The organism is Clostridium sp. (assembly GCF_050717515.1).
In the GTDB taxonomy this organism is placed as follows: domain Bacteria; phylum Bacillota; class Clostridia; order Clostridiales; family Clostridiaceae; genus Clostridium_AD.
The window spans coordinates 205,321-219,795 of record NZ_JBOITL010000039.1; the positions used below are offsets into that span (position 1 = coordinate 205,321).

Consider the following 14,475-nt stretch of genomic DNA (forward strand, 5'->3'; position numbering starts at 1 on the left):
CATTTTTCAACTAAATATAAAAATAATTATGTTAGAGACATTAAAATAAATAACAAGTCAACTTTAATTTATAAAATCATCAACGATCAATGATCAATGTAACAATAATTATAATCTACTCCTGCTTATACGTCAACAGTGCTAACTTTTCATATATAAATTAATAAATAAGTTTATTCTTTCATCTACTCTATTTTTTTAAATCCTTATTTAGGTTACTGAAAACCCATTAAAAAGCATCTGTTGGGCAGATGCTTTTTATATTTAATATAAACTTTATATATTTAGACTAAGAATTATAGCCTTTTCCAATATACTAAAAGCTATATCAATTTCATTCTCAGTAACTATTAGCGGTGGATGCCAAGTTACACAATTCCCCGCCGATACTTTAAAGGATAGACCAAGCTCAAGCGATTTGTATAAAACCTTTTCTGTAAGTTCATCATACTTTTCTTTTGAATCTCTATTTTTTACAAATTCAAATGTAATTAATAAGCCTCGAATTCGTACTTCACCAATGCACTCATAAGTATTATATAACACGTCAGCCTTTTCTCTTACATACTTTGAAATCATCCTGCAATTATCCAGCAGATGATTTTCATCAATAAAATCTATAGTAGCACAGATAGCTGCACAGCCTACCGCTGGTTTTTCATGAGTATAATGCCCTAGAGAAATATCTCCAGCACAATCATACTTGGATTTTGTAAGCACAGCTGCTTGAGGTATTATACCTCCTCCAAGTCCTTTTCCAAGGACAAGTATGTCAGGCTCTACATCAAAATTTTGATGCACATAAAATTCCCCACTTCTACCCAGTGCTGTTGGAATTTCATCGAAAATTAGTAATATATCATTTTTATCGCATATTGCCCTAAGTTTTTGAAAATAACTTTTTGGAGGTATATGTGTATCTGTAGCTCTAATTGGTTCTAATAATATTGCGCCTATATCTCCCTCGTTTTTTATTATATATTCAATGTAATCCGTGCAAAACTTAGAAACACCATCTTCCCCTATATTTCCTAGTAGATTTCTATATCCATTATAAGGAATGGATCTTATGCACCCCGGCATAAGCGGTCCCATATCTTTCTTAAAAACATATTCTCCTCCCACAGAAATTGAGTCAAGTCCGGCTCCATGAAAGGATTCCCACATTGATATAACCTTATGTTTGCCTGTTGCTTTTCGTGCAATTTTAAGTGCTATACCTATAGCTGCACTACCTGATGGTGTAAATAACACCTTATAATCTTTTGATGTTGTCTTGTTTACTAATGCTGTTGCAGCGCGTACCACAACATCAGCTGTATATCTTCTTGGAATAAAGGGCAACTCTTCCATTTGTTTTTTAATAGCTTCAATAACATAAGAATTTTTATAACCTATTTGATGTATACTATTACCATGAAAATCTAAGTATTTTTTCCCTGACATGTCCTCTATATAGCATCCCTCTGCATTTACAATTACATTCATACAGGGGGTAGACATAGATTGTTTCATAAATACAGATTTATCAGCATTTAAAACCTCTTTACTGTTTTTATGGAGATCCATAATCCACTTTTCTCTATTCTGGCTAAAGTTCACATCACCTTCTCGATTTAATTCCACCTTATTTTGCATTTGGTCTAGTGCCAGCTGCTATTAAGTCATTAATTTTTCTGATTAACAATGGTAGTTCTTTCATAGAACTTATAGTAAAATCTGCGCCAACTTCTAAAAAACTTTCCTTTGTGCTTTTAATAATTTCATTTTTGTCGTTATCAGAAAGACTAATAAATTCCTCATAGTTTAGTCCCATCTGTGAGCTTCCAACAGCTATCCCAACAGACCAAACTCCAGCATTTACTCCTTCTTTAATATCTGCTACCGTGTCCCCTACCTTCACAACCTTCCATGAGGCTGAAAGTTTTAGTGCTTCAATATTTTTAAATATCATGTATGGATAGGGCCTACCAAAAGAGTTTGTAGAATCTGGTGTTACCCAAAAGTCTGGCTCGTACCCTTTTACCTTAGCACCCTCAACTACTATTCTCATCATTACATCTGTATATCCTGTAGTTGAACCAATTTTCATTCCCTGATCTCTCAGTAGTTTAACCGTATCTATAACTTCTGGAATTGGGTGCGTATACTCTTTTAATGAAGCTATAAGTAGGGGTTGAAATTCACCATATAAATCATCAATATCCACTTCATTAAAATCTCTACCATATTTTTCTTCCCACTGTTTCCTTATTCTAACCATTTCTAGAATAGCCACAATGTGATCTCTTTTAAGTATTCCCATAGGAGCTCTTGCTTCCTCCATAGTTACTTCTATACCAACTGCTTTAAATATATCTAAAAATATGTTAACAGGTGCAAAGCATCCAAAATCAACGGTGGTTCCTGCCCAGTCAAATATAACTCCTTCTACTTTGTTCATATTTTTATCCCCCTCATGTATTCTTGTATAATAAGGCATAACTTTTCCATATCTTCTTGGTATATTTCACCGATATTACCAATTCTAAATGAATCAACCTCTGTTAACTTACCAGGGTATAACACAAATCCTCTTTCTTTTACGTAATCATAAAAACTTTTAAAGTTAAAATCTTCACTGGGTAAAAGAAAGGTTGTTATAATAGGGGATTGAAGTTCTTCCTTTATGTATGAAGTTATTCCTATCTCTTTAAGCTTTTTTCTTAAAAGGTTATTGTTGTCCCTATAACGTTTGTTTCTACCTACAACTCCTCCTTCTTCTAATAGTTCATCTAAAGCCTTAGAAAAAGCAGCAACCACATGTGTTGGAGAAGTAAATCTCCACTTACCGTTTTTGTCCATATTTTTCCATTGGTCATATAAATCTAGCGATAAACTACTTGAATTACCTTCACACTTCAAAAGTTTTTGGACTTTGGCTATAATAAAGGAGAAACCTGGAACACCCTGAATACACTTATTAGCACTACTAATTAAATAATCTATGCCCAGCTCCTGAACATTAATCTGAATTCCTCCAAAGCTACTCATAGCATCTAGTATGAAGGTTTTATCATACTCCCCGCATAATTTTGCAATTTCTTCAATAGGATTCAATATACCGGTTGTAGTTTCTAAATGAACCATAGCTACATGAGTTATATCTCTATCACTAATAAGTATCTCTTTTATTTCAAAAGCTTTAGGAAAAGTATCATATTCCACCTTATAATTAACATAGTTAATTCCCATGCATTTAGCCATGGCTACAATTCTTTCTCCATAAGCACCATTGGTAATTATTAAACATTTGTCTTTTTTGCTAATAGCTGTATGGAGCACAGCTTCAACACCAAAGCTTCCACTACCTTGCATAAGAACTGTAGTATATACCTCAGGTGATGCTTCTGCTAAGTTAAGTATCTCCCTTCTAATTTTTTGAGTTATTCCATTGTATTCATCATCCCAAGTGCAACGGTCAAAGAGCATTTCCTCTTTAACTGTATTTGTAGTAGTTAGTGGTCCTGGGGTTAGTAGTTTATAATTTTTCATATTAAAAATCCCTCCTATTACTTATTTTGAAACTTTAAAAAATTCTTGATGTTTTGCAAGAAGTTCTACTGTTAATGGGCTTTCAAACTTTTTAGGATTTCCCGGTTTATTTAGCTTATCTATAGTCTCACCCGTGTAAAGTGCAACAGGATAATTTTTAATAAGTTCAGATCTTGATTTAGTTACTATAACCTTTGCCATTTCCATAGCAAGTTTTGTTATAGCTGTGTCTTTCTTTTTAACTACTGCTATTGATTCTGTAAGCGAATAATTCCCCTCTATTGGATCTATATAATCAATATCTTTTCCAGAAGTTTTATCAGCTACCGCTTGGTGACGAAGACCAAATCCCACTGCCGCTTCTCCAACTCTAACTTTTTTTATTGGACCTGATCCTGAAGTTTCAATATGGGGTCCACAATTTACAATAAGTTTATTGAATACAACGGTACCTTCTTTTTCCCCATATTCACTTATAATTGCCTGAATAAGAAGCCATGCAGTTGATGAATTCATTATGTTAGGGATTGAAACTAAACCTTTATATTCATCTTTAGTTAAATCTTTTATAGATTTTGGCATAGCAAGACCCTTTTCACTCATAACTTTTGTATTAACAAATATTGCACCTGTGTTTGCCAATATCGGTGTATAATAACTTGGATATTTTTCTAATGAATTAGTAGTAAAATTTAAGTTTTCAAACATATTGTTTTTTTTCTGTGCGCTGTCTATAAAATAAGAACTCATTGTTACCAAATTAGCTTCTATTTCATCGCCTTCAGCCATTAATTTTCCACCAAGTTCAGATGTTCCTTGAGTTTGTAATACGTATTTACCTTGGTATCCAGAGCTATCAAGACTTTTTTTCATAGATGCCACCGCTTCCTCGTCCGCATTAGTGTATATAACAACCTTTTGTGCACCTTTAGAACTACACCCAATAAGCGTAAACAACAATGAACATACCATTAAAGAAATTGCAATAATTTTAGAAGCTTTTTTCATAAAAAATCTCTCCTTTATTTTATATATTTATTAAATCTTCCACACTTATTTATGGATAGTTATTTTTTTATTAACTAAATTGCAGGCAAGTTTAATAAATATATTAGTTGAAAAAATAAGTATAGATAATACAAATACACCATTAAAATTTTGAAAATGTTGAAGTTCATTAATTTTGCTTGTTAAAAGAGATGTCCTTGCAGTGACCAGGAAAATAATAGCACTAATTGTAACCATTGAATTTATAAAATAATACCCAAACATTTCTACTATAGTGTTTATTGAATTAGGAATAATAACACGAGTTATAGTTTTAATCCAGTTATCACCCATTAATTCTCCTGTTGTTTCCCATGCAGGATTCATTTTAGAAAGGGAGTTTTTAGCCATTAGATAAGGTGTAGTAAAAAAATGTATTGTATTACAAATTACTATTATTGTGAAAGTTCCTTTTAAATCACTCTTATTAAAAAGCATTAAATAAGCTAGTCCTAAAACCATCCCTGGAACTGTATTAGTTATCATTGAAAATATATCTATTGCTAATTTAGCACTCTTACTCATATTAGAACGAGCATTTACAATAGCTGCACTATAACAAATTATAGTGCCAATAATTGCTGAAATAATAGAAACATAAAGTGAATTTCCATATACATCTAAAATGTCTCCTGATAAAACAGTATCTTTAAAAAGCCTAGGATTAAAGCTCATATCATAAGGATAGTTATTAACAAAGGGTGCTATAAACATTACTAAAAATATTAACATAATACCTACCACGGTGCTAACTGATACTAAACCAAAAGAAATGTCTCTGAATTTGTTTTTACTCAACTGGATTTCTGTAAATTTATCATAACTAAAATTATATCTTTCAATATAATTTAAGAAGAACACCGCGAAAACTGCAGGTATAAGCATGAGTATAGCTATTGCAGCGCCACCATTAAAATTAGGTATGGACCCCAGCATTACTTCATAAAGCTGTGTTGAAATTACACTATAGGTTCCACCTACAGAAGCAGGTATACCAAAATCTGTAAAGCTTAAAATAAAGCTAAGTACAAAGGCTCCTCCTAAGGTACCAATTAAGGGACGAAAGATTGTATTTATAAAACTTCTTAAAAAATTATCACCCATAAGCTTTGATACAACAATAAACTTTTTATCAATATACTCAAAAGAATTATTTATAAGAAGAAAAGCTGAAGGTAGTGTATAAATTACATAGCCTGTTAGAAGTCCATTGAAACCATAAATTTGAAATAACTCCCTTCCAAAAAGTTTTGTTAGAAGTCCTTGCCTGCCAAAAGAATATATTATAGCAAATCCATAAGTTATGGTAGGCAAAAGCATTGGTATAGATATTCCAATTTTTACAAAGTTTTTTATGGGACTAAATATTTTTGTACAGTTTACTCCGTAAGCTAGAATAAAAGCAGAAATTGTTGTTATTAACGCCGTAATCAAGGAAACTTTTATACTATTTCCTATGGCAATTAAAAACTCCTTATTATGAGTAACTAAATAATAATTAGAAAATCCCATACCATTTTCGCCCATAAATGAGTTCATTGAAAGTATTAGTAGCGGAATAAAAAGGAATGCTATAAAAAACAAGGTTATAACAGTAAAAATAATTTTTGTTTCAAGTTTTTTTCTATACATAACTCTCTCCAAACAAGTTATAAATATTATCTCTTTTTATTTTTAATTGGCGTAATATGAACTCCTCCACAAATTTATTTTTAGGTTGATGTACTACTTCCTTTGGCGAACCATATTGTGAAATCTTACCTTTCTCAATAATCAGCACCTTATCCGCCATAGTTAGTGCTTCTTCTGGATCATGAGTTACTATAATAGTTGTAAGCTTGTATTCCCTAGTAATAGCTTTAATCTTTTCCTTAATTGTCTCCTTTATAACTCCATCAAGAGCACTTAAAGGTTCATCTAAAAGAAGTATTTTAGGTTTTGTTGCCAGTGTTCGAGCTAATGCTACCCTTTGTTTCTGCCCACCAGATAATTCATGAATTTTTTTATATAAGTGAGTTTTTAATTCTAAAAAATCTATAAGTTCCTCAAGCTCTTTGGGTGATACTAAATTAGGTTTGTTTTTCAGACCATATACTATATTCTTATAGGCATTAAGATTAGGAAAAAGTGCATAGTCTTGAAAAACAATATTAAATCCTCGATCTTTCATGGATACTTTACTTATGTCAACGTCATTAAATATAATACTGCCACTATCCATTGGTATTATTCCTAGAATTATATTTAGCAAAGTAGTTTTACCACTTCCACTAGGTCCTAGCATAGACACAATCTCCCCATTTTCTATTTTTAAATTAATTTTATCTAATATTAATTTATCATCGAATTGCTTTGTTATATTTCTGAGTTCAAGCATTTAATTCACCTCCAAATTGTTTTCTTTTTTATTTCATCGCACTTTTAGTATACATTGACAAAGGTTAATACATATTATGAATAGGTTAAAAGTGTGTAAAGTATTACTATATGTTTATTATATTTATACTATATCACGACATACTTTGTAGACACATATGACAATTTCTTTGTTTATTCTCTAATACTTCCTTGTATATTGTCATGTTTTATGATAAGTTGTTTATATATTATGAGCAGAAAAATAAATAGACTAGTATACTTCCTTGGTGTTTATTTAAATGTTACACAATAAAAAACTATGTTAGGGTGATTTTATGCTACCAAGTGAAAGACAAAATAAATTTTTGGAATTACTTTCAACAAAAGATGTGGTTACAATCTCTGAATTCATGAGTGAGTTTGGCATATCTATAGAAACAGTTCGGCGTGACTTATCAATTTTAGAAAAACAAAATAAGATTGAAAAGGTATATGGAGGAGCAAAGATTAAAACTGCCACCTTAGGTGAATCAACTATGAAAAAAAGAATGTCTAATAAACTCCTACAGAAGGAATCTATTGGTAAGAAATGTAGTGAATTTATAAATGATGGTGACTGTATTTTTATTGACAGTGGTTCAACCACCTATCATATTGCAAAGAATATTATGAATAAAAAAAAGCTAACCATAATAACCAACTCCATTCCAGTTTTAAACCAATTATTAAATACCGAACATGAAATTATTATAATTGGTGGTAAGGTAAGGCATAATGAGAGGTCTATAGTATCTTATGACTATATCTTTAATTTTTCACAACTGAACATTCAAAAGAGTTTCATTTGTGCTGGTGGAATTACAATTGAAAATGGAATTTCTGATTTTAACATGCAGGAAGCAGTAATAAGAAAAACTATTATAGAAAGATCTAGAGAAATATTTGTATTAGCTGACAGTAGCAAATTTGGTAGAGATGTAACAATCAATATTGCTCCAATTAGCAAAATTAATTATATTATAACAGATTCTAATTTATCCAAAAGTACTATAAATAATTTTAATAAATTTAAATCAAAAATAATTATAGCTGAAGATTAAAATCTTCAGCTATTTTTTGTGATATACAAGATATTCTTCTGAAATATTAGTTTCTTTTTGCTGAAAATGCAATTGACTTGAACATACTATTAATCTTGAGATTTGTGAGGCCCCAAAAAAAGCATAGGTTATATTGCTCTTTTTAAGTTTGGTTGATTTCCGTTTAGTTTAGTGATCAAATCTATCTACTTTAAATAGGTTCATATCTTTATCTACTTCTCCAGAATATAATTTACTTAACATAATTCCACCTAGCATAGCAAATAATATTCCATTTGCCCCATAACCTAAGCAATACCATAATTTAGAATTAGTCGGATCTTTTCCTATAAAACCCAAATTATCTTGAGTAGATGCAAACGCTCCACAATATCTATATTCTATCTCTATATTTAAATTTGGAAATAAAGTTTTTAGCCTTTGTTCTAATATTTCATAACTTTTACTACATAATTTTTCATTATATATATCTGGTAAAAAGTTTATATCCTCCCCTCCAATTATAAACCTGTTATCTCTAGTTGTTCTAAAATAATTATAAGGAACTCTGTTATCTCTAATAACTACGTCTTTATAAATATCCTCAATGTTATCTATTGGCCTAGTTGCAATATTAAATGTAGTAGTTTTAGTTCCAAAGGCCCTTTTAGTGAAAAGCCCTGTATTATAACCTGTAGCTACAATAACAATTTTTCCTTTAACTTTATAACCGTACACAGTTTCTACAGTAACACCATCATTACAATATTCAACATCTATAACCTCTGTGTTTTCATATGCTCTTAACCCCTTTTTACAACTTACCTCAATTAGATGATGGGTAAATTTATAGGGATCAAATACAGCCCCTCCACCTTTACCTAATACACCACCCTTTACATCAAATAAAAATGGATTATTATCTTCATCAATAAATTCTACAGGTAATCCAGCCTCTTTTCTAATCTCATATTCTTCTTCCATCTCCTTCTTTTCTAATTTCTTAGCTGTATATAAAAAACTATCTACTCTTTTAAAATCACACTTATTCCCATATTTATCTATAAACTCTTGAATTTCATCTAATGCCTTTATACCCAACTTATATGATTTTATTATATTCTCCATACTTGTATGTGACTTTAGCTCTATAGCATTACTATCAAGCTCATATTCAAGTAATGAGGTTGTTATACTAGTACTGCCGTGACCTATTCTTGATTTCTCTAAAATAACACAATTAATATTATTTTTACTAAAATAGTATCCTAAAATTGCACCAGTGACTCCTCCACCTATTATTACTACTTCTGTCTCTATATTCTCTGTTAAATACTCATACTGTTTTATCGTTTTGTTGATTCTTGCAAATATACAATCTCCTTGTACATATTGTGTATTCATAATGACCACCTATCCTTTTACATATAATTTCAATTCACTACTAATTAATATTTTCTTTTACTGGTACCTCTAGGTAAGGTATATTTATTTTTTCCTAAATTTATCAAATATATTCTAGAACTACTAAAATATATTAAAGCTGTTCCATACTCTTTTTTAAATTTTAATAATTCATTAATACATATTATTTATACCTTTTCATGTAAAAAGGTATAAATAATATGTATTAAATGGTAATATAATAAACAGAATTAATATTTTGACAAAGGATAGTATATTAAACAAATAAATTTTTACATAAAATGTCGGTTATAACTATATTTACTATGAGCTTATCGATTATTCCGATTCACTCGTTTGGAGCTAAAAAAGAGATTAATAGGGCAAATGAATCCACATTGAAAGTGCTCAATTGTTTAAACAAATACCTCAAATAGAAAGGTGTGTTTAATTTGAAAAAAATCAAATTATCAATATTGATAATATTCTTTATAGTTTCGAATTTTTGGATACATGTCCTTCATTCTGAAAGCAATATAAACCGATTTGTTAAGGCGGGCGTTGCATCCACTACATCGACGATAATATTGGTGTTATGTTTTATTGTTTATTTTAAAAAGATTAAAAATTCATAAGTCCATTAACAATATTTAAACTTGGGACGAACTTATACTTCGTAAAAATATTTACCATTTTGATGAAAATCCTCTTGGACATAATAAAATTGCCACCATAAAATAATTTACGGTGGCAAATAGACAATTCAAATTAAATATTCACTTGTTAAACCCTGTTATACCTTCACTATGTCTACAATAGTCTCAATATGAGGTGTGTGTCTATATTTTGCATTTTATCTTATCTGTATATATTTTATAATACTCTGTGAGCATTGATATAATACCATATATGAGGTATATAATAATTTTCAAGCACTAAATTTATTTAATTATATCTAATCATATTTTATGTACCGGCGGAAAATGGTCGGAATTTCCACCACATCATTTAATTTTATGTATCTTTTAATCAATGCTTTTATATTAACTAATCCTATTTTAAACATAATAATTTCCTCCTATTATTCATTTGAATTATTTCTTTGTGAAAAAAAGTCTTAATCTTTTTAAACAAACTGTTAACTTTATAGTTTTAAAATTATAGACATAATAATATTTTTTTAATACCATTTCTAATAGTATCAATCATATTTAAATTAACCATTATTTCAAAAAATGAATTTTATTTAAAGAAATATTTCATAAAACTATTGACCAATTATAAAATACAAAGTAAAATGAAAGAAATGCAAAATTAAATATCATATAATCAATAGAAAAGCCTTGATGGGAAGAGTAGTTATTATGAGGTAGTCAAAGCGAATCAGTGGTGGTGAGAGACTGATACGAATCAAATAATGAAGAACATCCCGGAGCTTCCAAACGAAATTTATTAAGAGTAGTATTGGACGGAGCCAAACCGTTACAGCTTGGACAGTATCGAATTTATATTAATTCCGTGCTGATTAAAGTGAGCTTTATAAGCTAATTTAGGTGGCACCGCGGAAGTATAAGTCTTTCGTCCTATTTTTATAGGATGAGGGCTTTTTTTTGTATTTAAAATTAAGGAGGTATATTAATATGTGTACAATTATGTGTTATACAGGAACAGACATGAAACATGATAAATTTGCAGAAGCATTACAACGAACCGAATCGAGAGGACCAGATATGACAGAGATTCTTACTTTACCATCTGGTATTTTGGGGTTTCAAAGACTTTCTATTATGGATTTAAGTTTTAGCGGAATGCAACCATACACAAGGAATACAGATGCATCCATCTGTAACGGTGAAATTTACGGTTTCCGTGAAATTAAGAAAGACCTAATAGAAAAAGGACATAAGTTTATTTCTGATAGTGATTGCGAAATATTGCTTCCAATGTACTATGAATATGGGCTAGATATGTTTTCAAAATTAGATGCAGAATTCGCAACTATCATCTACGATGGAAAAAAGAACAGTTTCATTGCAGCACGAGATCCAATTGGAATCCGTCCTCTCTTCTATGGTTATTCCGAATCAGGTAAAATCATATTTGCAAGTGAAGCGAAAAATTTAGTTGGTCTTACATACAAAATTATGTCATTTCCACCAGGACATTATTATGCTGATGGCAAATTTACATGCTACTCTGATATCGCAGAAACTGAGGGTGATTATTGTAATGATGACTTAGAAGTTATCTGCAGCAAAATTCATGATAAATTTGTAACTGCTATAAAAAAACGTATGGATGCTGATGCTCCTGTAGGATTCTTGTTAAGTGGAGGCCTCGACAGCTCCTTAGTATGTTCAATTGCTCAAAAAATGCATCCTGGAAAACCAATTAAAACCTTTGCCATAGGTATGACAGGCGACGCAATTGATCTTAAATATGCACAGGAAGTTGCAGATTATATTCATAGTGATCACACCACTCTATATATGACAAAAGAAGAAGTGCTTGGATCACTTGAGCAGGTTATTAAACTTCTTGGGACCTACGATATTACCACAATAAGAGCAAGTATGGGAATGTATTTGATTTGCAAGAAAATACACGAGATTTCTGATGTAAGAGTGCTTCTAACCGGTGAAATTTCTGATGAGTTATTTGGATATAAATATACTGATTTTGCTCCAAATGCAGAAGAATTTCAAAAGGAATCACAAAAGAGAATAAGGGAACTTTATATGTACGATGTACTTCGTGCAGACCGTTGTATCAGCTCAAATTCTATAGAAGCAAGAGTACCATTCGGGGATTTAGATTTTGTAAAGTATGTTATGTCCATCGACCCTGAAAAGAAATTAAACAAATACAACATGGGTAAATACCTTTTGAGACATTCGTTTCAAGGAGATTATCTTCCAGATAATATTTTATATCGGGAAAAAGCAGCATTTAGCGATGCTGTAGGCCATTCTATGGTGGACTATTTAAAAGAATATGCAGAGTCATGCTATTCTGATGAAGAATTTGAAAAACTATGTAAAAAGTATAAATATAATTCTAAACCATTCACAAAAGAATCATTGTTATACAGAGAATTATTTGAAAAATATTATCCATTACAAGCAGAAATGGTAGTAGACTTTTGGATGCCAAACAAAGAATGGGAAGGATGTAACGTAAACGATCCTAGCGCCAGAGTATTGTCAAATTATGGTTTGAGTGGTAAATAATTAAGAAAATAAGGGTACCTTTTATAAACTGGTACCTATGTCAAGGACATTCTAAAAAAGAAGATTAAAAAACTAAGAAGCCCTGAACCTTCATGTACCTTTCCAGTATTTGTACCCCTATAATATCTTTCAAATATATGATTTAGCTCTTCCGTCTTAGCCTTATTTTATCTCTGTAAAGAAGTGTAGTAAAATTAGTTATTACTTAAAATTTATAAATAAACGCTATCATATCATACAATATAATAAGATGTTATGGTGAACTACCGTCTCAATGTGAGGAGTGTGTCTATATTTTGCATTTTATCTTATCTGTATATATTTTATAATACTCTGTGAGCATTGATATAATGCCATATATGAGGTATATAATAATATTTTGTGTAACGGTGGCAAACGGGTGGCATCGCCACCATAAAACTCAACTTTAATATTTAACCTACATACCATAGCTCAGCCCGTTGATATTTCTATATTTATACTTAATATTCTATAAAATAGAGCGTTCCCTTAATCAACAATAATTATAATCTACATCCTGCTTATACGTCAACAGTGTTAAATATAAATGATTCTGATAAATAAAGGTTTCATAAGGTAAGTTTCATTCCACTACTTTTCTATTATTAATTTTAAAAACCTTACCATCTATAGTAACTCCTTCTATTAAAGTTAAAGTTCGTATTAAATAAACAAAAAGTTTGTATATAACTTAATGAGGTTATGAAAGCTAGTAATATAGCCAAATTTCGTTTTTGCTTTGAAATACAAACTTTATAGATTTTAGTAGTTGAATATATTAAACCCTAATTAAGAGAGTAAAAAAAGGGTCTACTTATAGCACCTTTTTACTGATAATGTGTCCACATTCTTAAAATCTTAATTGTATTTTCTTTCTCATACACTTCATAAATTACTCTAACTCCCATGCCTAAAAGCAAGGGGTTCTTAGAAAGCTTTTTTAATAGTTCCATTTTCATTAAAGTTATTAGGATTATTAGTCCTACGTTGTCTATCTAATTTTCTTTGCAATATCATTTTTTCATGTTCAATATTTTCAACTTCTGGACATAATTCTAATAATTTCACTTCGTTTTTACTACTAAAAGCAATAGTTCTAGTTCCAATATCAATACCTACATTTCCTTCTCCTATTCTATGCCTAACCTCTCCAGTTTCTTTATTATATTTTTCAGGTGGAATTCCTTCTAAAATTAGTTGAATAAAATATTTGTACTTACCTCGAATGAACTTTCTAACTACTCTACAATATTTAATTTTATTTAATAATGATACATGTGCATATTCATCATTTTTATTTATAATTATATCTATCGCAAGTCCATTCCATATTAATTTATTATCTACAAATCTAAGTCCAGTTTTATTTGATTTACCCTAAACACTACTCATTTCGCCATATTTTTTGAAATAAACTTTATTACATTTATGAAGCATTAATTGCCCAAAAGCATTAAAACATCTTGTCGCTATTTTTTGTGTAGTGAAGCTATCTATATTATCTTTAAAATGTTTCTGTATAAGCTTAACGTACTTATGAAGTGAATATTCTGTCAAACCATTATTTTTATTTAATTTGTTAAATTCTTTATTACGTTCTTTGCCTTTTTTCATTTTAACTACTTTTCTATACTCTTTAGATTCTTTCATATAGTTATATCTTTTATATAATTCGCCTAGACAACTATTATAAATATTTCTACCTATTTCTAATCTTTTATCTAATATATCTTCTTGATATATTTCTGTAGCTAATTTTAATGTCAATATATAACTTGACACAATATTCACCTCTCTTCAAC

General features: G+C 30.1%; 11 protein-coding genes and 1 other annotated feature. Of the genes, 2 read left to right on the forward strand and 9 right to left on the reverse strand.

Annotated elements, in window-relative coordinates; all coding sequences use genetic code 11:
- Positions 1-276: 276 nt before the first annotated feature.
- Genes pbfA through ACREV6_RS23120 form a run of 6 tightly spaced genes read right to left on the reverse strand, consistent with a single transcriptional unit; the run spans position 277 to position 6,958 of the window.
- Positions 277-1,638, reverse strand: coding sequence for a (R)-1-hydroxy-2-aminoethylphosphonate ammonia-lyase (gene pbfA / locus ACREV6_RS23095; protein WP_431580389.1), 1,362 nt, complete (start codon positions 1,636-1,638; stop codon positions 277-279).
- Positions 1,628-2,443 (reverse strand): phosphonoacetaldehyde hydrolase, encoded by an 816-nt coding sequence (gene phnX, locus ACREV6_RS23100; protein ID WP_431580390.1) that lies wholly within the window; start codon positions 2,441-2,443, stop codon positions 1,628-1,630. Before phnX ends, pbfA begins: the two co-directional genes overlap by 11 nt.
- Complete coding sequence (gene phnW / locus ACREV6_RS23105; protein ID WP_431580391.1) at positions 2,440-3,534, reverse strand: 2-aminoethylphosphonate--pyruvate transaminase; 1,095 nt, start codon at positions 3,532-3,534, stop codon at positions 2,440-2,442. The genes phnX and phnW overlap by 4 nt, the downstream gene beginning before the upstream one ends.
- Positions 3,535-3,555: 21 nt before the next feature.
- Complete coding sequence (locus ACREV6_RS23110; RefSeq protein ID WP_431580392.1) at positions 3,556-4,542, reverse strand: extracellular solute-binding protein; 987 nt, start codon at positions 4,540-4,542, stop codon at positions 3,556-3,558.
- Positions 4,543-4,587: 45 nt separating this feature from the next.
- A complete protein-coding gene (locus tag ACREV6_RS23115; protein ID WP_431580393.1) occupies positions 4,588-6,213 on the reverse strand; it encodes an ABC transporter permease subunit in 1,626 nt (541 codons plus the stop codon).
- Positions 6,206-6,958, reverse strand: a complete 753-nt coding sequence (locus tag ACREV6_RS23120; protein WP_431580394.1) for an ABC transporter ATP-binding protein — start codon at positions 6,956-6,958, stop codon at positions 6,206-6,208. Before ACREV6_RS23120 ends, ACREV6_RS23115 begins: the two co-directional genes overlap by 8 nt.
- A gap of 316 nt (positions 6,959-7,274) precedes the next feature.
- Here ACREV6_RS23120 and ACREV6_RS23125 point away from each other — a divergent pair, with 316 nt between their 5' ends.
- On the forward strand, positions 7,275-8,039 hold the full coding sequence (locus ACREV6_RS23125; RefSeq protein WP_431580395.1) for a DeoR/GlpR family DNA-binding transcription regulator: 765 nt from the start codon (positions 7,275-7,277) through the stop codon (positions 8,037-8,039).
- Positions 8,040-8,207: 168 nt separating this feature from the next.
- On the opposite strand, the gene ACREV6_RS23130 is transcribed toward ACREV6_RS23125, so the two are convergent.
- The gene (locus ACREV6_RS23130; RefSeq protein WP_431580396.1) at positions 8,208-9,422 is read right to left on the reverse strand and encodes an NAD(P)/FAD-dependent oxidoreductase; all 1,215 of its coding nucleotides are present in this window, start codon (positions 9,420-9,422) and stop codon (positions 8,208-8,210) included.
- A gap of 1,334 nt (positions 9,423-10,756) precedes the next feature.
- Positions 10,757-11,011, forward strand: a binding site (T-box leader).
- Between the two features lie 51 nt (positions 11,012-11,062).
- Here ACREV6_RS23130 and asnB point away from each other — a divergent pair.
- The gene (gene asnB / locus ACREV6_RS23135) at positions 11,063-12,652 is read left to right on the forward strand and encodes an asparagine synthase B (RefSeq protein WP_431580397.1); all 1,590 of its coding nucleotides are present in this window, start codon (positions 11,063-11,065) and stop codon (positions 12,650-12,652) included.
- 948 nt (positions 12,653-13,600) lie between these two features.
- Here the strand turns inward: asnB and ACREV6_RS23140 are convergent.
- Entirely contained in the window at positions 13,601-13,741 is a 141-nt protein-coding gene (locus tag ACREV6_RS23140; RefSeq protein ID WP_431580398.1) for a hypothetical protein, read from the reverse strand.
- A gap of 309 nt (positions 13,742-14,050) precedes the next feature.
- Complete coding sequence (locus ACREV6_RS23145; RefSeq protein WP_431580399.1) at positions 14,051-14,455, reverse strand: hypothetical protein; 405 nt, start codon at positions 14,453-14,455, stop codon at positions 14,051-14,053.
- Between the last annotated feature and the right edge of the window lie 20 nt (positions 14,456-14,475).

What these genes read in the sequence shown, in the direction of transcription:
- pbfA (WP_431580389.1), bottom strand. Translation starts at nt 1,638, where the DNA reads ATGCAAAATAAGGTGGAATTAAATCGAGAAGGTGATGTGAACTTTAGC.
- phnX (WP_431580390.1), bottom strand. Translation starts at nt 2,443, where the DNA reads ATGAACAAAGTAGAAGGAGTTATATTTGACTGGGCAGGAACCACCGTT.
- phnW (WP_431580391.1), bottom strand. Translation starts at nt 3,534, where the DNA reads ATGAAAAATTATAAACTACTAACCCCAGGACCACTAACTACTACAAAT.
- ACREV6_RS23110 (WP_431580392.1), bottom strand. Translation starts at nt 4,542, where the DNA reads ATGAAAAAAGCTTCTAAAATTATTGCAATTTCTTTAATGGTATGTTCA.
- ACREV6_RS23115 (WP_431580393.1), bottom strand. Translation starts at nt 6,213, where the DNA reads ATGTATAGAAAAAAACTTGAAACAAAAATTATTTTTACTGTTATAACC.
- ACREV6_RS23120 (WP_431580394.1), bottom strand. Translation starts at nt 6,958, where the DNA reads ATGCTTGAACTCAGAAATATAACAAAGCAATTCGATGATAAATTAATA.
- ACREV6_RS23125 (WP_431580395.1), top strand. Translation starts at nt 7,275, where the DNA reads ATGCTACCAAGTGAAAGACAAAATAAATTTTTGGAATTACTTTCAACA.
- ACREV6_RS23130 (WP_431580396.1), bottom strand. Translation starts at nt 9,422, where the DNA reads ATGAATACACAATATGTACAAGGAGATTGTATATTTGCAAGAATCAAC.
- asnB (WP_431580397.1), top strand. Translation starts at nt 11,063, where the DNA reads ATGTGTACAATTATGTGTTATACAGGAACAGACATGAAACATGATAAA.